The 20233-nt window shown below is 71.0% G+C and carries 18 protein-coding genes and 1 pseudogene; 11 read left to right on the top strand and 8 right to left on the bottom strand.

What is annotated here, in order from left to right; all coding sequences use genetic code 11:
• Positions 1 to 22 precede the first annotated feature (22 nt).
• The 3 genes from G5B46_RS09855 to G5B46_RS09845 all read left to right on the top strand — a co-directional run bounded on the left by G5B46_RS09855 (position 23) and on the right by G5B46_RS09845 (position 2954).
• The gene (locus G5B46_RS09855; RefSeq protein WP_205691578.1) at positions 23 to 436 is read left to right on the top strand and encodes an OsmC family protein; all 414 of its coding nucleotides are present in this window, start codon (positions 23 to 25) and stop codon (positions 434 to 436) included.
• A 227-nt stretch (positions 437 to 663) separates the two neighbouring features.
• Positions 664 to 1407: an ABC transporter ATP-binding protein gene (locus G5B46_RS09850; protein WP_165258228.1), complete on the top strand. Its 744-nt coding sequence runs from the start codon at positions 664 to 666 to the stop codon at positions 1405 to 1407.
• Positions 1404 to 2954 carry a hypothetical protein gene (locus tag G5B46_RS09845; RefSeq protein ID WP_165258226.1) on the top strand — a complete coding sequence of 517 codons (1551 nt, stop codon included), beginning with the start codon at positions 1404 to 1406 and terminating at the stop codon, positions 2952 to 2954. The genes G5B46_RS09850 and G5B46_RS09845 overlap by 4 nt, the downstream gene beginning before the upstream one ends.
• A gap of 70 nt (positions 2955 to 3024) precedes the next feature.
• On the opposite strand, the gene G5B46_RS09840 is transcribed toward G5B46_RS09845, so the two are convergent.
• From G5B46_RS09840 to G5B46_RS09830, 3 genes and pseudogenes are all read right to left on the bottom strand, one after another.
• Entirely contained in the window at positions 3025 to 5220 is a 2196-nt protein-coding gene (locus G5B46_RS09840) for a PAS domain-containing protein (RefSeq protein ID WP_240903415.1), read from the bottom strand.
• A gap of 320 nt (positions 5221 to 5540) precedes the next feature.
• Positions 5541 to 6998 (bottom strand): DEAD/DEAH box helicase, encoded by a 1458-nt coding sequence (locus tag G5B46_RS09835; RefSeq protein WP_165258222.1) that lies wholly within the window; start codon positions 6996 to 6998, stop codon positions 5541 to 5543.
• Positions 6999 to 7505: 507 nt separating this feature from the next.
• A pseudogene (locus G5B46_RS09830) lies at positions 7506 to 9605 on the bottom strand (EAL domain-containing protein); the annotation flags it as partial.
• A gap of 297 nt (positions 9606 to 9902) precedes the next feature.
• Here G5B46_RS09830 and G5B46_RS09825 point away from each other — a divergent pair.
• Positions 9903 to 10790 carry an EamA family transporter gene (locus tag G5B46_RS09825; protein WP_165258218.1) on the top strand — a complete coding sequence of 296 codons (888 nt, stop codon included), beginning with the start codon at positions 9903 to 9905 and terminating at the stop codon, positions 10788 to 10790.
• A gap of 58 nt (positions 10791 to 10848) precedes the next feature.
• A complete protein-coding gene (locus tag G5B46_RS09820; protein ID WP_165258216.1) occupies positions 10849 to 11883 on the top strand; it encodes a beta-eliminating lyase-related protein in 1035 nt (344 codons plus the stop codon).
• 108 nt (positions 11884 to 11991) lie between these two features.
• Here G5B46_RS09820 and G5B46_RS09815 read toward each other — a convergent pair whose 3' ends face one another.
• A complete protein-coding gene (locus G5B46_RS09815; RefSeq protein WP_165258214.1) occupies positions 11992 to 12327 on the bottom strand; it encodes a PRC-barrel domain-containing protein in 336 nt (111 codons plus the stop codon).
• Between the two features lie 86 nt (positions 12328 to 12413).
• Here G5B46_RS09815 and mutT point away from each other — a divergent pair, with 86 nt between their 5' ends.
• Positions 12414 to 12839 carry an 8-oxo-dGTP diphosphatase MutT gene (mutT, locus tag G5B46_RS09810; RefSeq protein WP_165258212.1) on the top strand — a complete coding sequence of 142 codons (426 nt, stop codon included), beginning with the start codon at positions 12414 to 12416 and terminating at the stop codon, positions 12837 to 12839.
• 45 nt (positions 12840 to 12884) lie between these two features.
• Entirely contained in the window at positions 12885 to 14285 is a 1401-nt protein-coding gene (locus tag G5B46_RS09805) for a glycoside hydrolase family 43 protein (RefSeq protein WP_346764894.1), read from the top strand.
• A gap of 170 nt (positions 14286 to 14455) precedes the next feature.
• Here G5B46_RS09805 and G5B46_RS09800 read toward each other — a convergent pair whose 3' ends face one another.
• On the bottom strand, positions 14456 to 15364 hold the full coding sequence (locus G5B46_RS09800) for a methyltransferase domain-containing protein (protein ID WP_165258210.1): 909 nt from the start codon (positions 15362 to 15364) through the stop codon (positions 14456 to 14458).
• Here G5B46_RS09800 and G5B46_RS09795 point away from each other — a divergent pair.
• The 4 genes from G5B46_RS09795 to G5B46_RS09780 are packed head-to-tail and all read left to right on the top strand — an operon-like array spanning position 15363 to position 17697.
• On the top strand, positions 15363 to 16142 hold the full coding sequence (locus G5B46_RS09795) for a ComF family protein (protein WP_165258208.1): 780 nt from the start codon (positions 15363 to 15365) through the stop codon (positions 16140 to 16142). The two genes, G5B46_RS09800 and G5B46_RS09795, sit on opposite strands and share 2 nt — an antisense overlap.
• 29 nt (positions 16143 to 16171) lie before the next feature.
• Entirely contained in the window at positions 16172 to 16426 is a 255-nt protein-coding gene (grxC, locus tag G5B46_RS09790) for a glutaredoxin 3 (RefSeq protein WP_116569817.1), read from the top strand.
• Positions 16423 to 17244 carry a carbon-nitrogen hydrolase family protein gene (locus G5B46_RS09785; RefSeq protein WP_165258206.1) on the top strand — a complete coding sequence of 274 codons (822 nt, stop codon included), beginning with the start codon at positions 16423 to 16425 and terminating at the stop codon, positions 17242 to 17244. The genes grxC and G5B46_RS09785 overlap by 4 nt, the downstream gene beginning before the upstream one ends.
• A gap of 18 nt (positions 17245 to 17262) precedes the next feature.
• Positions 17263 to 17697 carry a DUF1178 family protein gene (locus tag G5B46_RS09780; protein WP_165258204.1) on the top strand — a complete coding sequence of 145 codons (435 nt, stop codon included), beginning with the start codon at positions 17263 to 17265 and terminating at the stop codon, positions 17695 to 17697.
• Between the two features lie 177 nt (positions 17698 to 17874).
• Here the strand turns inward: G5B46_RS09780 and G5B46_RS09775 are convergent, their stop codons facing one another.
• The 3 genes from G5B46_RS09775 to G5B46_RS09765 form a co-directional block, all read right to left on the bottom strand.
• Positions 17875 to 18573 carry a dienelactone hydrolase family protein gene (locus G5B46_RS09775; RefSeq protein WP_165258202.1) on the bottom strand — a complete coding sequence of 233 codons (699 nt, stop codon included), beginning with the start codon at positions 18571 to 18573 and terminating at the stop codon, positions 17875 to 17877.
• A 165-nt stretch (positions 18574 to 18738) separates the two neighbouring features.
• Positions 18739 to 19050, bottom strand: coding sequence for a glycine zipper 2TM domain-containing protein (locus tag G5B46_RS09770; RefSeq protein WP_101718253.1), 312 nt, complete (start codon positions 19048 to 19050; stop codon positions 18739 to 18741).
• A 106-nt stretch (positions 19051 to 19156) separates the two neighbouring features.
• Positions 19157 to 20209 carry a glycine zipper 2TM domain-containing protein gene (locus G5B46_RS09765; RefSeq protein ID WP_165258200.1) on the bottom strand — a complete coding sequence of 351 codons (1053 nt, stop codon included), beginning with the start codon at positions 20207 to 20209 and terminating at the stop codon, positions 19157 to 19159.
• Between the last annotated feature and the right edge of the window lie 24 nt (positions 20210 to 20233).

Below are 20233 nucleotides of genomic sequence, written 5' to 3'. Positions count from 1 at the left end.
CGACAGACGCAGGATCCTCGCCATGACCGACATCGCCCGCCCTTCCGCCATCGCCGAGGACAGCGGCCACGGCGGCGTGCAGATCCTGGTCACGGCCGGCCCCTCGCGGCTGGCCGGTGATCTGAAGCCCTCCGAGGGCGGCCTGGATACGGGCCCCAACCCCCACGACCTGGTCGCCGCGGGCCTAGCGGCCTGCACGACCCAGACGCTGCGCCTCTACGCCAAGCGCAAGGGCTGGGCCCTGGGCGCGGTGCGGGTCGAGACCACCTGGCGGCGCCTGCCCGGCCAGGTTCCGGCCGACGTGTTCGACCGCGTGATCAGCCTTTCCGGCGACCTCGACGCCGAGCAGCGCCAGCGCCTGCTGGAGATCGCCGAGGCCTGCCCGGTGCACAAGATGCTGACCGCCGGGGTCAAGGTCGAGACGCGGGTGGCGTAGGGCGGGCGGTAGAACGCCCGCCGTCAGCTGCTCCCCCTTTGGGGGAGCTGTCGCGGAGCGACTGAGGGGGTAGCGGCCGAGGCCGCGCCGGCCCCCTCCGGCCCTCTGGGCCACCTCCCCCAGAGGGGGAGGATTTTGCGCGTCGGCCCGCTCAACCTGCCCCGCGCCTTGCACGGCCGACCCAATCGAGATCACATGCCCGCTGTGATTGCACGGGGGCAGCCAGCGTGACCGAAGCCTTGATCGTCCGGGGGCTGGACAAGACCTTCTCAAAGCCCGCCGTGCGCGAGCTGGACCTGACGGTGCACCCGGGCGAGCTCTATGCGCTGCTGGGCCCCAACGGCGCGGGCAAGACCACCACCCTGCGGATGGTCGCGGGCCTGACCAAGCCCGACAAGGGATCGATCAGCATCTTCGGCGTCGACGCCCTGGCCGATCCGGCCGCGGCCAAGGCGGTCACCGCCTGGGCGCCCGACGAGGCGATGATCTACGACCGCCTCACGCCGCTGGAGTACCTGGAGTTCGTCGCCGGACTGTGGAACGTCGAGCCCCGCCACGCCAAGGCGCGGGCGGTGGAGCTGCTGGAGACCCTGGGCCTGGCGTCGGAGGCGAGGCGGCGGTGCGAGGGCTTCTCGCGCGGCATGAAGCAGAAGGTCGCCCTGGCCGGCGCCCTGATCCACGATCCCAAGCTGCTGATCCTGGACGAGCCGCTGACGGGCCTGGACGCGGCCTCGGCGCGCCTGGTCAAGGACATGCTGCAGGCCCGCGTCGACGCCGGCGGCACGGTGATCCTGACCACCCACATCCTGGAGGTGGCCGAGCGCATGGCCGACCGCATCGGCATCATCGCCGGCGGGCGGCTGCTGGCCGAGGGCACGCTCGACACCCTTCGCTCGCAGGCCGGGCAGGGCGGCGGCGACACCCTGGAGGACGTCTTCCTGCAACTGACCGCCGAGGGAGCCCCCGCGTGAGCCTGCTGCGTCCCGGCGGCGTCGCCTGGCTGCTGGCCCATGAGGTGCGGCTGAACTTCCGCGCGTTGACCGGCAAGCGGGCCATGGGCGGCGTCGGGGCGATGATCGGCCTCTCGCTTCTGGCCCTGCTGATGCTGACCGGCGGGGTGATCATCGGGCTGGCCCTGCGCGGGCTGAACGTGCCGGTGGTCCCGCTGTCGGCCGCCATCGCGCTGGCCTGCTGCGCCACCGCCTTCACCCTGATGCTGTCCCAGACCCTGGCGGCGGCCAGCGAGGCGCTTTACGAGCGCGGGGACCTGGACCTGCTGTTCTCCTCGCCGATCCCGCCGCGCACGGTGCTGTTCGTGCGCGCCCTGGGCGTGGCGACCGGCGTGCTGACGGTGTTCCTGATCTTCGTCACGCCGCTGCTCGGGCCGGCGATCATCCTGGGCCATCCCCATTGGCTGGGCCTGTTCGGCGTGCTGGCGGCGCTGGCCCTGCTGGCGACGGCCACGGGGCTGACCCTGGCCATGACGCTGTTCCGGCTGATCGGCCCCCGCCGCACCCGCACCGTGGCCCAGGTGCTGGCCGCCCTGACCGGCGCGGCCTTCTTCCTGGTCAGCCAGATCCGCACGCTGATGGGCGAGCGGGCCAGCGAGAGCCTGTTCCAGTCGCTGGCGCGCGAGGCCGCCGAAGGGCGGGTGAAGATCCCGCCGATCGGCTACTGGCCGCTCAAGGCGATGCTGGGCGAGCCCCTGCCGCTGGTGGTCATGCTGGCGATCGGCGCGGGCGCCTTCGCCCTGGCCGCGCTGTCGCTGGGCAAGCGCTTCGCCGACGCGGCGGCGGCCACGCAGGGCGCCGAGGCCTCGGCCGCCCGGCCGGTGAAGGGCCGCGATCGGGCCTTCGCCCGCGGCGTGTTCGCCGCCACCCTGGCCAAGGAGCTTCGGCTGATCCTGCGCGACGCCAGCCTACTGTCGCAGGTGCTGCTGCGGGTGCTCTACCTGGTGCCGACGGCCGTGATCCTCAGCCGCAACGCCGGCCATGGCGACGGCGGGGCGGCCCTGGCGGGCGGCGCGGGCGTGGTCGTGTTCCTGGCCGGTCAGGTGGCCGGCAGCCTGGCCTGGATCACCCTGTCGGCCGAGGAAAGCCCCGACCTGCTGGCCGTCTCGCCCGCCGCCACGCGCAGCCTGCGCCGGGCCAAGCTGGCGGCCGCCCTGCTGCCGGTGGCCCTGCTGCTGGCCGTACCGCTGGCGGTGCTGCTGTGGCTGGCGCCGATCACCGCCCTGTGGACGGCCCTCGGGGCGGGCCTGTCGGCCTGGGCCTGCGGCCTGATCAACGTCTGGCACCAGAAGCCGGGCAAGCGGGCGGACTTCAAGCGCCGCCGCGGCGCCTCGTGGTTCGCCACCCTGGCCGAGGTGGTGGTGTCGGCCCTGCTGGCGGGTGCGACGGGCCTGGCGGTGGCGGGTCTTTCGCCCTGGGCGACGATCCCGCTGGCCTTCGCGGGCCTGGCCATGCTGGCCCTGCGCCGCAGCGACGCCCAGATCGCCAAGGTGCTGCGGATGGCTTGAGGACTTGATTGTCCGCCCGTCATTCCCGCCACAAGGGCGGGAATGACGGACTGTAGAGGAAGAGGCGAAGTCAGCAGTCCAGCAGCGCGGTGATCGAGCACTCCACGCCCTCGGGGCGGAAGTCGATGCGGGCCTCGCCGGAAAGCTCCGAGGCCAGGCCGCGCTCGATCAGGCGCGAACCGAAGCCGCGCCGCGTGGGGGCGACCACCGGCGGGCCGCCGCTTTCGCTCCAGCGCAGCGCCAGGCGCGGCACGCCGCTGTAGTCGACGCTCCAGCTGATCGTCACCTGGCCGCCCTGGCGCGACAGGGCCCCGTACTTCACCGCGTTGGTGGCCAGTTCGTGCAGGGCCATCGACAGCGACAGGGCCGGGCGCGGCGACAACCGCACCGACGGACCGTCCAGCACGAAGCGGCCCTCGCCGCCGTGCAGGGCCACCAGCCGGTCGACCACGTCCAGCAGGTCGGCGCCTTCCCAGTTCTCGCGGGTCAGCACGTCGTGGGCCTCGGACAGGGCGATGATCCGGGCGGTGAAGGCCTCCTGCGCGGCCGGCAGCGAGCGGGCGGCGTGGAAGGTCTGGCCGGCGATGGCCTGGATGGTGGCCAGCGAGTTCTTCACCCGGTGGTTCAGCTCGTTGACCAGCAGCCGCAGATGCAGTTCGGCGCGCTTGCGATCGGTGATGTTGACGGTGGTGCCGATCATCCGCACCGGCTTGCCGTCGGCGTCGAAGAAGGCCTTGCCCTTGGCCGCCAGCCAGCGCTCGACCCCGTCCTCGCGGCCGATCACCCGGAACTCGACGTCGTAGTCGGCGCGGATGCGGCCATCCAGGGTGCGGCGCAGGGCCTCGCGCACCTCGTCGCGGTCGGCGCGGTGCAGGTTGGTGTAGAAGTCGTCGCGCACGACCGGCGTGCCCGGGGCGACGCCGAACATGGCGTAGCAGCGGTCCGACCAGGTCAGCACGTCGTTGCGGATGTCGAGGTCCCAGGTGCCGACGTCGGCGGCCTCGATGGCCAGGCGCAGGGTTTCTTCCTGCGAGACCAGCTTGCGGGCGGCCTCCTTGCGCTCGGTGACGTCCGAGCCGACGCCGACGAAGCGCACGCAGGCGCCGCGTTCGAAGTAGGCGCGCCCGAACACCTCGATCCAGCGCAGCGCGCCGTCCGACGGGCGCACGATGCGGTACTCGATGTTGATCAGCCCGTCGCCGGCGGGGTCGGTGGCGGCGGTCACGGCGGCCAGCACGCCGTCCACATCGTCGGGATGCAGCAGGTCGATGAAGCCCTGGAAGTCCTGCGGGCCGGGCTCGGGCACGCCGAACATCTGGCACGAGCGCTGGTCCCAGTAGCGCTGGCCGGTGCTGGGATTGTGGTCCCAGCGGCCCATGCCGGCGGCTTCCATGGCGATGTCGCGGTCGAGGCGGGCTTCCAGGAGCTCGCTCTCCATCCGCTTGCGCTCGGTGATGTCGAAGACGACGCCGGCGTTGCGGTCGGCCTGGCCGGCCGCGTCGAGATAGCAATGGCCGCTGGCCGCGACCCAGCGCACGGAGCCGTCGGCCTGGACCAGGCGATACTCGTCGGCGAACGCGCCGCCGGTCTGCATCGCCGCGAGGGCGATGTCGCGCACCCGCTCGCGGTCCTCGTCGTGCACGGCCGGCGTGAAGCGCTGGGCCGGCAGGCCCAGGGAGGCGAAGGCCGGGTCCACCTGGTGCAGGCTGGCGTAGCGGGCGTCGCAATAGACCTTGTTGGCCTTGATGTCCCACTCCCAGGCGCCGACGCCGCCGGCGGCCTCCAGGGCCATGTTGTAGCGGGCCTGGGTGTCGCGCAGTTCCTTCTCGGTCTCGACCGCGCCGGTGACCTCGACGGCCGAGATCAGCACCCCGCCGACGCCGGTGGGGGCGGTCTCGTCGGGCACGGGGCTGTAGCTGACGGCGAAGTGGGCCAGCCGCGCGTCGCCGGCCTCGCGCTCGACCTGCAGCGGCATGCGCTCCAGGGCGTAGCCGCCGCTCTGGCCCGACAGGATGTCCTGGTGGATGCCCAGCAGGGTGGCGCGGAAGGCGTCGGAATGCTGGGTGAACGGCCGGCCCAGCGCGTCGGGATGACGCTCGCGCAGCGAGGGCGCGTAGGCGTCGTTGTAGATCAGGATCAGGTCCTGCCCCCAGCGCAGGGCCATGGGGAAGTTGGTGGCCATCAGCATGTCGACGGCCAGGCGCAGGCTTGGCGACCACGCATCGCGCGGACCCAGCGGGGTCTTCGACCAATCGAAAGCCTTCAAGCGCGCGGCCATTTCCCCGCCGGCCAGGCGCGTGAACGCAGGCAAGCTCCGCCCTTCGCCCTGCGGCATGGCGTTTTGTCCCTCCCACCGGCTCCCCTAAAGCCGGGTCCGGGCGAACAATGATCCGAGGGCCAAAGCGGTTGCAAGGGCGCAGCGCCACCCCTGTGCGCAAGCGTCGCAGTTCGCTCGGCCCAGGGCTGCGGTTTTCGCCGCCGGGGCGAGCCGGCTCGACCCTGAGGCGGCGTCGGTTCCGCGGGCCGGCGCAGAAAAAAAGGCCGCCTCGGGTGAGGCGGCCTTTCCTTGGTTGGAGCAGGGGCTCCCTAGTCGATGGGGCTCCAGCGGGTCTCGACCTGCTGCACGCCGCGCTTGGGGCCGCGGAAGTCGCCGCCGCCGGCGGCCGCCTTGCCCTGGCCTTGACCGCCGCCCTTGCCGCGACCGCCGTTGCGGCCCTCGCCACGACCCTGGGCCTGCTGGCCGCCGCCTTGACCACCCTTGCCCTGGGCGCTCTTGCCTTGGCCGCCGCCGTTACGGTTGCGCTTGCGGCGCAGTTCCGAGGGGACGTTGTTGCGCGGGTCGGCCTTGCGCGGGTCGACGTACTTCTCGGCCGGGGCCAGCTTGTCGGCGACGGCCGCCGCGGCCGCCAGGGCCTTGTCGTTGCGACGGTCGAAGGACGGGATCTTCTGGCGGGTGGCCTTCTCGATGTCCTTCAGCAGGCTGCGCTCGTCGTCGCAGCAGAAGCTGATGGCCACGCCGTCCTTGCCCTTGCGGGCGGTGCGGCCGATCCGGTGGACATAGGCCTCCGGCACGTTGGGCAGCTCGTAGTTGAAGACGTGGCTGATGTCGTTGACGTCGATGCCGCGGGCGGCGATGTCGGTCGCCACCAGGGCCTTGACCTCGCCGGCCTTGAACGCGGCGAGGGCGCGCTCGCGCTGGCCCTGCGTCTTGTCGCCGTGGATCGAGGCGCTCTCGATGCCGGCGGCGGTCAGATACTTGGCCACGCGGTCGGCGCCGCGCTTGGTGCGGGTGAAGACGATCGAGCGCTCGACGCTCTTGTCGGCCAGCAGTTCGGCCAGCAGCGGACGCTTGCGCTGGGCTTCGACGTAGATCAGCGACTGGTCGATGCGCTCGACCGTGGTCGCCTGCGGGGTGATCGAGACCGAGGCCGGGTTCTTCAGCAGTTCGCCGGCCAGCTTGCCGATCTCGCCCGGCATGGTGGCCGAGAAGAACAGGTTCTGGCGGTCCTTGGGCAGCTGGCTGGCGATCTTGCGGATCGGCACCACGAAGCCGAGGTCGAGCATCTGGTCGGCCTCGTCCAGGACGAAGATCTCGACGCCGCCCAGGGTGGCGCTCTTCTCGCCCAGGTGGTCCATCAGGCGGCCCGGGGTGGCGACGACGACGTCGACGCCGGCGGCGAGGGCGCGCATCTGCGGGCCATACTTAACGCCGCCGAAGATGGTGGCGACCGAAAGGCCCAGGTGCGCGGCGTAGGCCTTGAAGTTGTCGGCGATCTGGGTCGCCAGTTCGCGGGTCGGCGAGAGCACCAGGCAGCGGAAGCCGCGGCGCGGAGCCGGACGGCGGTCCTCGGCCAGGCGGTGCAGGATCGGCAGGGCGAAGGCGGCGGTCTTGCCGGTGCCGGTCTGGGCGATGCCCAGCAGGTCGCGGCCCTTCATGACGATCGGGATGGCCTGGGCCTGGATCGGGGTGGGCTGGGTGTAGCCCTTGTCGGCCAGGGCCTTGAGGATCGGCTTGGCCAGGCCAAGGTCGGTGAATTGAGTCACTGCGGACGTATCTTTCAAACGGTCGCGAGACGGCGCGCGCGGTCCTCGCACGGCTCGCCTGGCGGCGGGTCGGTGGGGAGCGCCCCGCGTGATACGGGCGGTCTATGAGAAGCTTTCAAGGCGCTCGACAGGCTGAACCGAAAAGGGTCCGTCACGCGGCTGGAGCACCGATAGCGCCGACTGGCGCGAGGCTCATATCGTATATCGCAAGTGCGAAGTCAAGGGCCGGGCCTTGAGGGGCAAGGGTTTGCGGAGGGTGATGCGGCTGAAGCATGAGGAACCTCCCCCTCTGGGGGAGGCGGCCGGAGGCCGGTGGGGGGACGTTCTCAGCTGCCGCAGACGTCGCCGATCTCGCAATCACTCCCCCCACCGATCGCTTCGCGATCACCTCCCCCAGAGGGGGAGGTTCCTTCAGGGTCAGCCCACGGCCCTGTGGGGCGCGCTGGTCGTTTCGGCGGACATCTTCGTCGAAAACGCCACCACGTCCGACAGCCCGCGCGGCGCCGTCTCCACCCCCAGCAAAGCCGCGATCTCGACCGCGGGCTTGGGGCGGCTGATGAAGTAGCCCTGGATCTCGCCGCAGCCCTGGCGACGCAGTTCGTGCAGCTGTTCCTCGGACTCCACCCCCTCGGCGGTGGTGGTGATGCCCAGGCTGGCGCCCAGGTCGAGCACGGCCTTGATGATCGCCAGGGCGTCGGCGTCGTCGAGGATGTCGCGCACGAAGGTCTGGTCGATCTTGATCTTGTCGAACGGGAAGCTGCGCAGATAGCTCAGCGACGAATAGCCCGTGCCGAAGTCGTCCATCGAGATGCGCACGCCCAGCGCCTTCAGGTCGTGCAGGATGGCCATGTTCGAGGCGCTGTCCTGCAGCAGCACGCTTTCGGTGATCTCGAGCTCCAGGCGCTCGGCGGCCAGGCCCGAGGCGGCCAGGGCCTGGACGACGGTGGCCGCCAGGCGCCGGTCGCGGAACTGGGCGGGCGAGAGGTTCACCGCCAGGCGCACGTGCTGCGGCCAGCGGGCGGCCTCGTCGCAGGCGGCGCGCAGCACCCAGTCGCCCAGGGCGCCGATCAGGCCGATCTCCTCGGCCAGCGGGATGAACTCGCCGGGCGAGACCATGCCCCGCTCGGGGTGGAACCAGCGCAGCAGGGCCTCGCAGCCGGTGACGCGGTCGGCCTCCAGGTCGAACAGCGGCTGGTAGAACAGTTCGAACTGGCCCTCGCTGAGCGCCTTGCGCAGGTCGAGCTCCAGGGCCCGGCGGGCCTGCAGCTGTTCGTCCATGGCCCGCTCGAAGAAGTGGAAGGTGCCCTTGCCGTCGGCCTTGGCGCGGTAGAGGGCCATGTCGGCCTTCTTCAGCAGCTCGTCGCAGTCCAGGCCGTCGTCGGGCGAGACGGCGACGCCGACGCTGCCGCCGATCACCACCTGGTGGCCCAGAAGGTCGAACGGCGCTTCCAGGGCCTCGACGATGCGGGCGGCCAGGCGCGTGGCGCCCGACAGGTCGGTCAGGCCCATCTGCACGACGGCGAACTCGTCGCCGCCCAGGCGGGCCACGGTGTCGCCCTCGCGCACGCAGGCCCGCAGGCGCTCGGCGGCGGCCTTCAGCAAAGCATCGCCGACCGGATGGCCCAGGGTGTCGTTGACCACCTTGAAGCGGTCCAGGTCGACGCAGTGCACGGCCACCAGGTCCTCGCGCCGCGCGGCGCGGGCCAGGGCGTCGGAAAGGTCCTTGTGGAACAGCAACCGGTTGGGCAGCTCGGTCAGCGGGTCGTAGTGCGCCAGGCGCGCGATCTGGGCCTCGGCCCGCTTGCGCTCGGCGATGTCTTCGGAGACGCCCAGCAGGTATTCGGGGCGGCCCTCGGCGTCGAGGATGGCGATCTTCTTGGTGCGCAGGATGGCGGTCGTGCCGTCCTTGCGGGGGATCAGGTCCTCTTCGATGACCTTGACCTCGCCCGAGCGCACCACTTCGGCGTCGCGGGCGTGATAGATCGCCGCCTGCACGGGATCGAAGAACTCGGCGTCGGTGCGGCCGATCATCTCCTGGCGCGAATAGCCCAGGATCTTCTCGCCCGCGCGGTTGAGCAGCACGTAGCTCTGGTCCGAAGCGCGCTTGACGAACACCATCGACGGGATGGACTCGACGACGGCGGTCATGAAGGTGCGCGCGCGCTCCTCGTCGGCCTTGGCGGCGGCCAGGGCGTCGAGGTTGCGGCGGTTGGTCTCGCTGGCGGCCTGCAGCAGGCCGATCACCGTGCCCACGCCCAGATAGCGCCCGCCGTCGGTGACGATGAAGCCGCGCAGCAGGTCGCTGGCCCGGTAGGACAGGCTGTCGTTGGTGAAGGCGGCCAGCTCGACGTCGGCCTCGACGACCAGCGGCTGGTTGTCCATCAGCACTTCGATCGGGCGATTGGCGTAGAGGGCGCGGCCGTACTCGGCGGCCATGCGCAGGAAGAAGGCGTTGCGCTCGACCAGGCCCACGGGGCGGTCGTCGGCGTCGAGCACCGGGATGATCAGGGTGTCGGGCTCCTCACGGAACCGCTCGTACAAGGTCTTGCCCAGGTCTTCCGCCCTGGCCGGGGCCAGGGAAGAAACCGTGTCGCGCAAGGTGAACATCGGAATACGCCTCCACTCGCGAGGGTGAATGGCGGTTTCACACCTAACGAGGTGCTAAACTTGACCGTGCGGACGTCGGGTTTCGCGAAAACTTCACGCCCGCGTCACAGTGATTTCGGCCGCGTTTACTGTGGTCGCTAAGGGCGAATACTCAGTGGGCGGATGAGGCGGACTTACGGGCTCCCTGCCGCGACATCGCCCGTCAGGGCGCGGGCGTCCGGACAAAAATGGGCCGTAAGACGGTTCCCCCAGGCATCCCCAAGGCCTAGTTAGGGCGCCGTTCGAGGAGTGCCCGTCATGCCCAGTTCCCTGCCGCTTCGCCATTTTCTGCTGGCCCTGGCGGTGGTGGCGGTGTGGGGCACCAACTTCGTGGTCATCCGTCAGGCGCTGAACCATCTGCCGCCGCTGACCTTCGCGACGCTGCGCTTCACCCTGGTGCTGCTGCCGCTGGTGTTCTTCGTGAAGAAGCCGGCGGTGTCGTGGCTCAATCTGGCCGGCTACGGCCTGCTGATCGGGGCGGGGCAGTTCGGACTGCTGTTCGTGGCCATGAAGGGCCACATCTCGCCGGGCCTGGCCTCGCTGATCCTGCAGACCCAGGTGTTCTTCACCATCGCCCTGGCCATGCAGATCAACCGCGAGCGGGTGAAGGGCTTCCAGGTCGTAGCCCTGCTGCTGGCCGTCGCCGGCATCGCGATCATCGCCCTGCACGGCGGCGGCTCGGCCACGCCGCTGGGCGTGGCGCTGGGCCTGCTGGCGGCGCTGAGCTGGGGCTGCGGCAACATCGTCGCGCGCCAGGCCGGCCCGGTGAACATGCTGGGTTATGTGGTCTGGGCCAGCCTGTTCTCGATCCCGCCGCTGCTGGGCATGGCCCTGTGGCTGGAAGGCTGGCCGGCCATGGTCAAGGGCGTGGTCGGCGCGGATCTCGGCACCTGGCTGGCGGTGGTCTGGCAGGCGGTGGGCAACACCATGTTCGGCTACGGCGCCTGGGGCTGGCTCTTGGCCCGCCACCCGGCCGCGACCATCACGCCGATGGCCCTGCTGGTGCCGGTGTTCGGCATGAGCGCCTCGGCCCTGCTGCTGGGCGAGGGCCTGCCGGCCTGGAAGCTGATGGCGGCGGGCCTCGTTCTGGCCGGCCTGGCGGTCAACATGCTGTGGCCGAGGATCCGGGCGCTGCGAGCGGCTTGATCGCGGGGCGAAAGCCCGGCATCGAGGCGACCTGTCTTCCTTGCCGAGTGATCCGCCCATGGCCCGCTACGACTTCGCCTCCGACAACGTCGCCGGCGCCATGCCCGAGGTGATGGAGGCGCTGCTGGCGGCCAACGCCGGCACGGCGTCGGGCTATGGGACCGACCATGTCAGCCAGGCGGCCGGCGACCGGATCCGCGCCGCCCTGGACGCCGACGCCGAGGTCAAGTTCATGCCGTCGGGCACGGCGGCCAACGCCTTCGCCCTGACCCTGCTGGCTTCGCCGCACGAGGCGGTTCTGGCCCACGAGCACGCCCACATCTGCACCGACGAGACCGGCGCGCCGGGCTTCTTCGGCCAGGGCGTGGGGCTGATCGGCCTGCCGGGCGCGTCTGGCAAGATTGAGGTCGCGGCGCTGCAGGCGGCCCTGGCTGAGCCCGACGTCTCCTACCGCCAGCCGGCCGCGGCCCTGTCGCTGACCACGGCCACCGAGTACGGCACGGTCTATTCGGAGGCGGCCCTCAAGGCGCTGATCGATCCGGCCAAGGCCAAGGGCTACGGCGTGCATCTGGACGGCGCGCGGCTGGCCAACGCCGTGGCGGCGGGCTTCGACCTCAAGGCGGTGAAGCGCCTGGGCGTCGACATTCTGGTGATGGGCGGCACCAAGGCCGGCTCGACCCCGACCGAGGCGGTGGTGTTCCTCGACCCCGCCCATCGCCGCCGCCTGGACGCACGGATCAAGCACGCCGGCCAGCTGGTCTCCAAGGGCCGGTTCCTGGCCGCCCCTTGGTTGGGGCTGCTGGGCGAGGATGGCGGGACCGGCCCCTGGGCCGCCCGCGCCGCCCACGCCAACGCCATGGCCCGCAAGCTGGCCGAGCTGATGCCCTATCCAATCGCCCATCCGGTCGAGGCCAACGGCGTGTTCGTGACCATGAGCGACGCGGCGCTCGATCTGCTGCGCGGCGAGGGCTGGTTCGTCTACCGCTTCCTCGACGGCTCGGCCCGCTTCATGTGCTCGTGGGCGACGACGAGCGAGATGGTCGAGGACTTGGGGGCTGCGCTGAAGCGGGTGGCGGCGGTGGAGGGGGTGTGACCCCCTCAGTCGGCTTCGCCGACAGCTCCCCCGGAGGGGGAGCATCTTGCTGACTAGATCCTCCCCCTCTGGGGGAGGTGGCCCGGAGGGCCGGAGGGGGTCCCCGCGCTACCCCTCGAAGTACCGCTCCACCTGTTCGGCCCAGCCGTAGGAGGTCTTCGAAAGCTGGTCGCGGTCGTAGGCGGGGCTGTCCTTGAAGCGGTCCTTCGACAGGTCGGTGGCGTAGGCCTTAGCCTTGTCGTCGAAGGCCAGGATGCGCCAGGGCAGGGGGTGGTACTTGCCGCCGGTGAACAGGCCCGCCGGCTCGACGGCGACATAGCGGCCGATGCCGGCGTCGCGGTCGACGAAGACCTCGCGGATGACGCCCAGCTTGTGGCCCTTGGGATCGGTGACCGCGACCCCGATCAGGTCGCCGCTCTTCACCAGCCGATCGTCCAGCGACATGGCGTTCCTCCTTTGAAGCTCTCTTCGGCAACGCCTGTCGCGTCGGGGGAGTTGCCAGCGCCGGCAAAGCCCGCGATGGATCGGGCATGAGCATCGCCGCACCGCCCACCGACCGCCCCATCGTCCTGGTCGCCGCCGCCGCCCTGATCGACGTCGACGGGCGGGTGCTGATCTGCCAGCGCCCCGAGGGCAAGTCGCTGGCGGGCCTATGGGAGTTTCCGGGCGGCAAGGTCGAGAAGGGCGAGACGCCCGAAGAGTGCCTGATCCGCGAACTGCACGAAGAGCTGGGCATCACGGTGGCCCAGGCGTGCCTGGCGCCCTTCGTCTTCGCCTCGCACACCTACGAGAAGTTCCACCTCTTGATGCCGCTCTATCTGCTGCGGCGCTGGGAGGGACTGGTGACGGCCAAGGAGCACAAGGCCATGGCCTGGGTGAAGCCCGACAAATTGGCCGACTACGAGATGCCGCCGGCCGACATTCCCCTGGTGGCCTGGCTGCGGGACGTGCTTTAACTCAGACAAATCGCGCGAAGGCGCGAAGCGTTTGAGGAAACGACCGTGACCAGTTTCGACCCGCAGCCTTCGCGACGCATCCTGCTGGCCGGCGCGGGGGCCGTGGGTCTGGGCGGGCTGGCGGGCGAGGCCCTGGCCGCGCCGGCGGCCGCGCCGCTGCTCAATCCCGTGGTGCGCCAGCGCGCCGACGCCCAGGTCTTCAGGCACACGGACGGTTATTACTACCTGACCGGCTCGGTGCCCGAGTACGACCGGCTGATCGTGCGCCGTTCGCGCACCCTGGCGGGCCTGGCGACCGCGCAAGAGGCGGTGATCTGGCGGCGGCCGACCGAGGGCAAGCTGGGCGGCTACATCTGGGCGCCGGAGCTGCATTGGCTGGACGGCGCCTGGCACATGTATTTCGCCGCCGGCGACAAGGGCCAGCCGTTCCGCATCCGCACCTACGTGCTGCGCTGCCAGGGCCGGAACGCCCTGACCGGGACCTGGAGCCTGCTGGGAGAGGTTGCGACCCCCTGGGACAGCTTCAACCTCGACTCCACGATCTTCCACCACAAGGGCGTGCGCTGGTTCTGCTGGGCGCAGAAGGAGCCGGGGATCGAGACCAACAGCAACCTCTACCTCGCCCCGATGGCCACGCCCCTGACGCTGGCCCGCCCGCCGGTGCGCCTGACCGTGCCGACGCTGGACTGGGAGGTGCGAGGCTTCAAGGTGGCTGAGGCGCCGGCGGTGCTGGTCCGCAACGGCCGCGTGTTCATCGCCTATTCGGCCAGCGCCACCGACGACCGCTACTGCCTGGGCCTTTTGTCCGCCGATGCGGACGCCGACCTGATGGCCGAGGGCTCGTGGACGAAGTCGCCCGTTCCTGTGCTGGTCTCGTCGGAGGAAACCGGCGTCTGGGGCCCGGGCCACAACTCGTTCACGGTGGACGAGCAGGGGCGCGACGTCCTCGTTTTCCACGGCCGTGACTACAAGGCGATCAAGGGCAATCCGCTGTTCGATCCCAACCGCCACACCCGGGTGCAGCGGCTCTACTACAAGCCTGACGGAACGCCCGACTTCGGCGTGCCGGCCGGGGCGGGCGAGATCCCAGACCGCTTCTCGCCCGTTGATCGCCCGGGGGCGTTCCTGCGGGTCGAGGGCGATGCGGTAAACGTGGGCGCGGGCGCGCTGGCGACGACCCAGCTGCGGCAGAAGGCGGGTCCGGGCGGCGTGGTGACGCTGGAGCCGATCCTGCGGCCGGGCCATGGGCTGCGCGTCGAAGGCGGAGCGGTGGCGGTCGCGGCTGACCCGGCGACGGCCTTCAGGCGCGTGAAGGGGCTGGCCGGCAAGGGCGTGTCGTTCCAGGCGCCGGACGGCGGGTATCTGATGCACCGCGACGGCGCGGTGGTGGTTGGGGCGGCGAAGGACGCGAAGGCGCGCGCGGCGGCGACGTTCGTGGTGAGCTGAGGCGGGACGTCTCGCCCCTCAAGGAACCTCCCCCTGTGGGGGAGGTGATCGCGAAGCGATCGGTGGGGGGAGTGAACGCGACACCGGCGGAGGTCGCGGAAGCTGAACACGGCCCCCCACCGGCCTTCGGCCGCCTCCCCCACAGGGGGAGGTTCCTTACGGTCGCCGCCTCAGCCCGCCTTGTCGCCGGCCGGCTGTTCCTTGACCCCCAGCGCATCCGCCAGGCGCATCTTGGCCGAGCCCGGACGCAGGGGCTTCTGCTGGTTGTCGTGCGGCGCCCAGCCGGTGGCGGTGACGATCTCGAAGGTGGCGGGCACGCGGCCGTCGGCCTCGGCGAAGCGCTCCTGGTAGATCTCCAGCGCCCGGAACAGCAGCTTGCGGGTCAGGGGCTTGCGCGAGCGGTCCAGCAGCACGCTGGTCTCGCCCATGCGGCGCAGGTCCTGCAGCAGGGCGATCGGGTGGGCGTAGCGCACCTTCACGCGATCGATGTCGGCGACCGGCAGGGTGAAGCCGGCGCGCTGCAGCAGGCCCGCGGCGTCGACCGTGTCGGCGAAGGGCGAGACCCGCATCGAGACGCCGCCCGAGATTTCGTCCTCGGCCGCCATCAGCGACTGGCGCAGCTCGGTCAGGGTGGCGCCGCCGAACAGCGCGCCGATGAAGAGGCCGTCGGGCCGCAGTGCGCGGCGGATCTGGATCAGCGCGCCCACCAGGTCGTTGGTCCAGTGCAGGGCCAGGGTCGAGACGACCAGGTCCAGCGTCTCGTCGCCGAACGGCAGGCGCTCCTCGTCGGCGACCACGGCGGCGCCGCGGCCGGCCAGCATCCGGGCCGACAGGTCGGTGTCGATCAACAGGCCGATCTTGGCGGCGGCGTCGCTTTCCGACAGGGCCTGGCGGAAAGCGCCGTCTCGGCTTCCGAGATCGACGGCGACCGGAAACTCCCGCAGGATCGCCTCCAGCCGCACGACCGCGTCACCGGCGGCGCGCGCCTTGAGGAAACCGGCCTGGCCGAAATGCGGCGCGGCGCGGTCGAGGCGGGCTCGAAGGAGGTCGCGGTCGAAGAGGAGGGGCGAACTGGTCATGCGGGCGGAACATGGCGATTCCTTCCTCCAATGGAAACCCGGTCCGCGTCTGTCGGGCCTGGGAAGGGGCCTGCTCGACCTGATCCTGCCGCCGCGCGCCTTCGACGGCGAGCCGGCCCTGACGCCGGGCCTCTCGGCTGGGGCCTGGAGCCGCATCGCCTTTCTCGACGGTCCGGTCTGCGACGGCTGCAGTGCGCCGTTCCCGTTCGACCAGGGCGAGCCGCTGTGCGCGCTGTGCCTGGCCCGGCCAAGGGCCTTCGCGCGGGCCAGGGCGGCCTGCCTCTATGACGAACACTCCCGCGATCTCGTGCTGAAGCTCAAGCACGCCGACCGGACGGACTTGTCGGGCCTGTTCGCCCGCTGGATCTCGCGCGCCGCGCCCGACCTGCTGGACGAGGCCCAGGCGGTGGTTCCCGTGCCGATGCACCGCACCCGCCTGCTGCGCCGTCGCTACAACCAGGCCGCCGAGATCGCCCGGCCGCTGGCCAGGACGGCGGGGCGGCCCTACCTGGCCGACGCGCTGGTCAGGAAACGCGACACCGCCAGCCAGGGCGGCAAGTCGGCCGACGGCCGCCGCCGCAACGTCGCCGCCGCCTTCGCCGTGCCCGACGCCAAGCGGCCCCTGATCGAGGGAAAACGGGTGCTGCTGGTCGACGACGTGCTGACCACCGGGGCCACCGCCGAGGGCTGCGCGAGGGCCTTGCTGGCGGCCGGAGCCTCGGCTGTCGACCTGACTGTCGTCGCGCGCGTTACAGAAATGCGAAGCCGTCCTATATGAGGGCGGGAATCCAACCCTTTGGAACCGAAATGGCCAAGGTCACCATCTACACCCGTCCGTTCTGCGGCTACTGCGCCCGCGCCCTGAAGCTGCTCAACGACAAGGGCGCCGACTTCACCGAGATCGAAGCCGGCATGGACCCCAAGCTGCGCCAGGAAATGATGGACCGCTCGGGTCGCAACACCTTTCCGCAGATCTTCGTGGGCGAGCAGCACATCGGCGGCTGCGACGACATGATGGCGCTCGAGCGCGAGGGCCGGCTGGACCCGCTGCTGGCCGCATGAGCGTCCGGGTCGGTCTTGTCCAGACCCGCACCCCGGCCACCCAGGCCGCCGCCCTGGAGCATGTCGCGCCGCTGGTGCGGCAGGCCGCCGAGGCGGGCGCTGCGTTCATCCTGACGCCGGAGGGCGTCAACGTGCTGCAGAAGGACAAGGAGCGGCTGCTGCCGACCCTGGTCCCGCTGGAGGACGACGTGGTCGTGCGCGGCCTGCAGGCCCTGGCGCGGGAGTACGGCGTCTGGATCGACGTCGGCTCGGCCCTGGTGCTGCGCGAGGACGGCAAGGCCGCCAACAGGCAGGCCGTGATCGATCCGGCCGGCGCGATCGTGGCGACCTACGACAAGCTGCACATGTTCGACGTGCAGCTGCCCACCGGCGAGACGGCTCGAGAATCGGCCGTCTACACCCCCGGCGATCGCGCGGTGGTTGTCGACACGCCGCTTGGCCCGACCGGTCTGACCATCTGCTACGACATGCGCTTTCCGGCCTTGCACCGGGCCCTGGCGCTGGCGGGGGCCAAGGTGATCACCGCACCGGCCGCCTTCACCCGTCCGACCGGCGAGGCCCATTGGGAGGTGCTGCTGCGCGCCCGGGCCATCGAGACCGGTTCGTTCGTCATCGCCGCCGCGCAAGGCGGCTTCCACGAGGACGGGCGCGGCACCTGGGGCCGCTCGATCGCCATCGGCCCGTGGGGCGAGGTGATCGGCAAGCTCGACCACGACGAGCCTGGCGTGCTGATCGCCGATCTCGACCTGGCCGCCGCCGACAAGGCCCGCGCGGCCATCCCGGTCCTGGCCAACGCCCGTGAATTCACGGGCCCCTGACCCCATATCTGTAAGGCCATGATCAAGTACGCGCTCGCCTGTGACCACGCGCACGAGTTCGAAGGCTGGTTCGGCTCGTCGAGCGACTATGACGACCAGGCCGCCCGGGGGCTCGTCGAATGCCCCGTGTGCGGCTCGACGGGCGTGCGCAAGCAGATCATGGCGCCCGCCGTGGCGGGGACGAAAGCCCAGCGCGCGTCCCCCGAGCCCGACGCCCGCATGCGCGAGATGATGATGACCGCCATGAGCGAGGTGCGCCGCGAGGTCGAGGAGAACTTCGACTATGTCGGCGACCGCTTCGCCAAGGAGGCCCGCGACATCCACGAGGGCAAGTCCGAGGAGCGCGGCATCTACGGCGAGGCCTCTCCCAAGGAGGTCAAGAGCCTGCTGGAGGACGGCGTCAAGATCGCCGCCCTGCCGCCCGCGCCGCCGAAGAAGACGGACGTGAACTGAACCTCGCCAGCCCAATGCTCGTCATCCCGGCCGGAGCGCGCAGCGCGTAGAGCCGGGACCCAGGGGCCGCCGCTATGCGCTGGCTACTGCTGGGCGGATAACCCAGGCGCTGCGCCCGGTCCCCTGGGTCCCGGATAAGCGCTGCGCGCTTTCCGGGATGACGACTAAGAGCGGCGCCTAGCCCAGCTTTTCCTTGAAGAACGCCAGGGTGCGGCCGTTGGCCGTCTCGGCGTCGGCCTTGTCGTAGTGATTGCCGCCGGGGCGGGCGAAGGCGTGGTTGCGGCCGGGATAGACGTGGACCTCGACGTTGGGCCGGCCGGCCAGGGCCTCGACGATGGTCGCGCGGGCCTCGGGGCCGATGAACTCGTCGTCGCCGGCCAGGTGCATCAGCAGCGGGGCCTTCACGCCGTCCGCCTCGCCGACATAGCGCTCGGTGCCGCCGCCGTAGTAGGCCACGGCCGCGTCGGGCGCGCCGCGGGCCGCGCCGAGGAAGGTCATCAGCCCGCCCAGGCAGTAGCCGGTCAGGCCGACCTTGCCGTTGCCGCCTTCGATGCCGCGCGCGGCCTCGACGGTCTTGAGCACGTCGGCCGCGCCCTGGTCGAAGTCGTAGGCGCCGTAGATGTCGAGGGCCTTCTTCCAGTTCTCCTCGCTGTTCTCCGACATCGAGAGGCCCGGCTCGGCCCGCCAGAAGAGGTCGGGACAGACGGCGATGAAGCCCTGCACGGCGTATTCGGCGGCGATCAGGCGGATGCCGGCGTTGACGCCGAAGATCTCCTGCACGACCACGACGACCGGTGCGGGCCCGCTGGTGTCGGGGCGGACGACCAGGGCCTGGAAGCTTCCGTCGTCGGTCTGGATGGTCAGGCTCTCGGCCATGGTCGTGTTCCTCGCGGCAGGGTCGCCAGACCATGATGCGAGGACCGCCGTCGGGCTTGAACGATGCGGCCTCGCCCGCGCGGCGGCGCGACCGATTGGTTCAAGCGCGCATGAAAAAGGCCCGCCCCAGGCGGGGCGGGCCTTCCGACCGATCAGCGAGCCCGCTTAGCGGTAGCGGTACTCGTAGTGGCAGTTCTTCTTGGAGTTCTTCTTGGCGATCTGGTTGCCGGCCACCGCGCCGACGACGCCGCCGAGGATCGCGCCCTCGGTCTTGGCGCCGTTGCCGGCCACGGCCGCGCCGAGCGTGCCGCCGGTCAGGCCGCCGATCACAGTGCCCTTGTTGCGCGCCTTCTTGGTGCTCTTGCAGACGAGCACGCGTTCGCGGCGCTGCTGGGCTTCGGCGGCGGTGACGGCGAGCGTGGAGGCGGTGAAGGCGAGGCTCACCGCGACGATCAAGGTTTTCATCTGGACGCGCATGGCGACCTCCGTTTGAGAGCGTGTGTTCTATGTCCCTTGGGGGAGATAACGCCGAAGCTCCGTGTCGGTTCTATGTCGGACGCCCGACGCGGAGCTTGGCCTGTGGTCAGCCTTCCAGGCGATAGCGGTTGTCGCTGTCGGGGCAGACGCGGACGTAGCGGGTCTCGTTGCGGCCCTGGTACTCGGTCTGGGCCGGCGCCAGGCGGCATTTGCGCTCGCTGTAGCGGTTCCATTCCGAATAGCCGCCGGCCCGGTCGCGATACTCGGCGCTTTCGCGATAGGGCACGGTGTCCTCGTACGACCAGTACTGGCCACGGGTGTCGCAGCGGGCCTTGGCGGCCGAATTGCCGATCGCCGCGCCGACGCCGGCGCCGGCCAGGGCCCCCAGCACCGCGCCCTCGGTCTTGGCGTTGCGGGCCGCGACGTTCGAGCCGATCACCGCCCCGGCCAGGGCGCCGATCACGCCGCCGGCGGTGGCGTTGCGCTTGGCGTCGTCACGGCAGGGGTCGTCATAGCCGCCCGACAGGCCCGAGCCGCCGGCGTAGGCGGGCGGCGGCGGGCCGTCGTCCCAGCGTCCGGCCTCGTTGGGGTAGCGGCGATCATAGGAGCCGCGGCCATAGCGGCGGTCGTAGTCGTCGCGCGCCCGCTCGTAGGCGGCGCGATCGGCCTCCCACTGCCGGCGCTGGGCGTCGTAGTCGTCGGCGTAGCGGTTGTCGTAGCCGCTGGTGTCGAACCGGCGGGCCTCGTCCGGATAGCGGCGGTCGTAGGCGCCGCGGCCGTTGCGGGCGTCATAGCGGTCGCGGGCGCGCTCGTAGGCGGCCCGGTCGGCCTCGAACTGGCGCTGCTCGCCGTAATAGGCGTTGCTGGTCGGGTAGGCGGGCGTGCGCCAGCGGCGGGCCTCTTCGGGATAGCGACGATCATAAGCGCCCGATCCGTAGCGACGGTCATAGTCGCTGCGGGCCCGCTCATAGGCGGTGCGGTCGGCGTCGTACTGGGCGCGGCTGCTGTCGTAGTCGGCCCGGCGGGCCTCGTAGGACGAGCGCTGCTCCTCGTAGGTGCGCAGCTGCTGCTGGTAGCCGGCGTCCTGAGCCAGCGCGGGCGCGGCCGTGCTGATGGCGACGGCGCCGGCCATCAGCCAAGCCATGCGGCGGGAAGTCATGGGGAAGTCTCCGTTCCGACGAAC

Origin of the sequence: Caulobacter sp. 602-2, from assembly GCF_011043625.1 — a bacterium.
Taxonomy (GTDB): Bacteria; Pseudomonadota; Alphaproteobacteria; order Caulobacterales; family Caulobacteraceae; genus Caulobacter.
The sequence above is the reverse complement of the archived record's forward strand: the minus strand, read 5'-3'. Positions and strand labels throughout refer to the sequence as shown.

Excerpts from the sequence above, each read along its gene's own strand:
- G5B46_RS09855 (WP_205691578.1), top strand. The coding sequence starts at position 23 with ATGACCGACATCGCCCGCCCTTCCGCCATCGCCGAGGACAGCGGCCAC.
- G5B46_RS09825 (WP_165258218.1), top strand. The coding sequence starts at position 9,903 with ATGCCCAGTTCCCTGCCGCTTCGCCATTTTCTGCTGGCCCTGGCGGTG.
- G5B46_RS09820 (WP_165258216.1), top strand. The coding sequence starts at position 10,849 with ATGGCCCGCTACGACTTCGCCTCCGACAACGTCGCCGGCGCCATGCCC.
- G5B46_RS09815 (WP_165258214.1), bottom strand. The coding sequence starts at position 12,327 with ATGTCGCTGGACGATCGGCTGGTGAAGAGCGGCGACCTGATCGGGGTC.
- mutT (WP_165258212.1), top strand. The coding sequence starts at position 12,414 with ATGAGCATCGCCGCACCGCCCACCGACCGCCCCATCGTCCTGGTCGCC.
- G5B46_RS09795 (WP_165258208.1), top strand. The coding sequence starts at position 15,363 with ATGCGGGCGGAACATGGCGATTCCTTCCTCCAATGGAAACCCGGTCCG.
- G5B46_RS09800 (WP_165258210.1), bottom strand. The coding sequence starts at position 15,364 with ATGACCAGTTCGCCCCTCCTCTTCGACCGCGACCTCCTTCGAGCCCGC.
- grxC (WP_116569817.1), top strand. The coding sequence starts at position 16,172 with ATGGCCAAGGTCACCATCTACACCCGTCCGTTCTGCGGCTACTGCGCC.
- G5B46_RS09785 (WP_165258206.1), top strand. The coding sequence starts at position 16,423 with ATGAGCGTCCGGGTCGGTCTTGTCCAGACCCGCACCCCGGCCACCCAG.
- G5B46_RS09780 (WP_165258204.1), top strand. The coding sequence starts at position 17,263 with ATGATCAAGTACGCGCTCGCCTGTGACCACGCGCACGAGTTCGAAGGC.
- G5B46_RS09775 (WP_165258202.1), bottom strand. The coding sequence starts at position 18,573 with ATGGCCGAGAGCCTGACCATCCAGACCGACGACGGAAGCTTCCAGGCC.
- G5B46_RS09770 (WP_101718253.1), bottom strand. The coding sequence starts at position 19,050 with ATGCGCGTCCAGATGAAAACCTTGATCGTCGCGGTGAGCCTCGCCTTC.
- G5B46_RS09765 (WP_165258200.1), bottom strand. The coding sequence starts at position 20,209 with ATGACTTCCCGCCGCATGGCTTGGCTGATGGCCGGCGCCGTCGCCATC.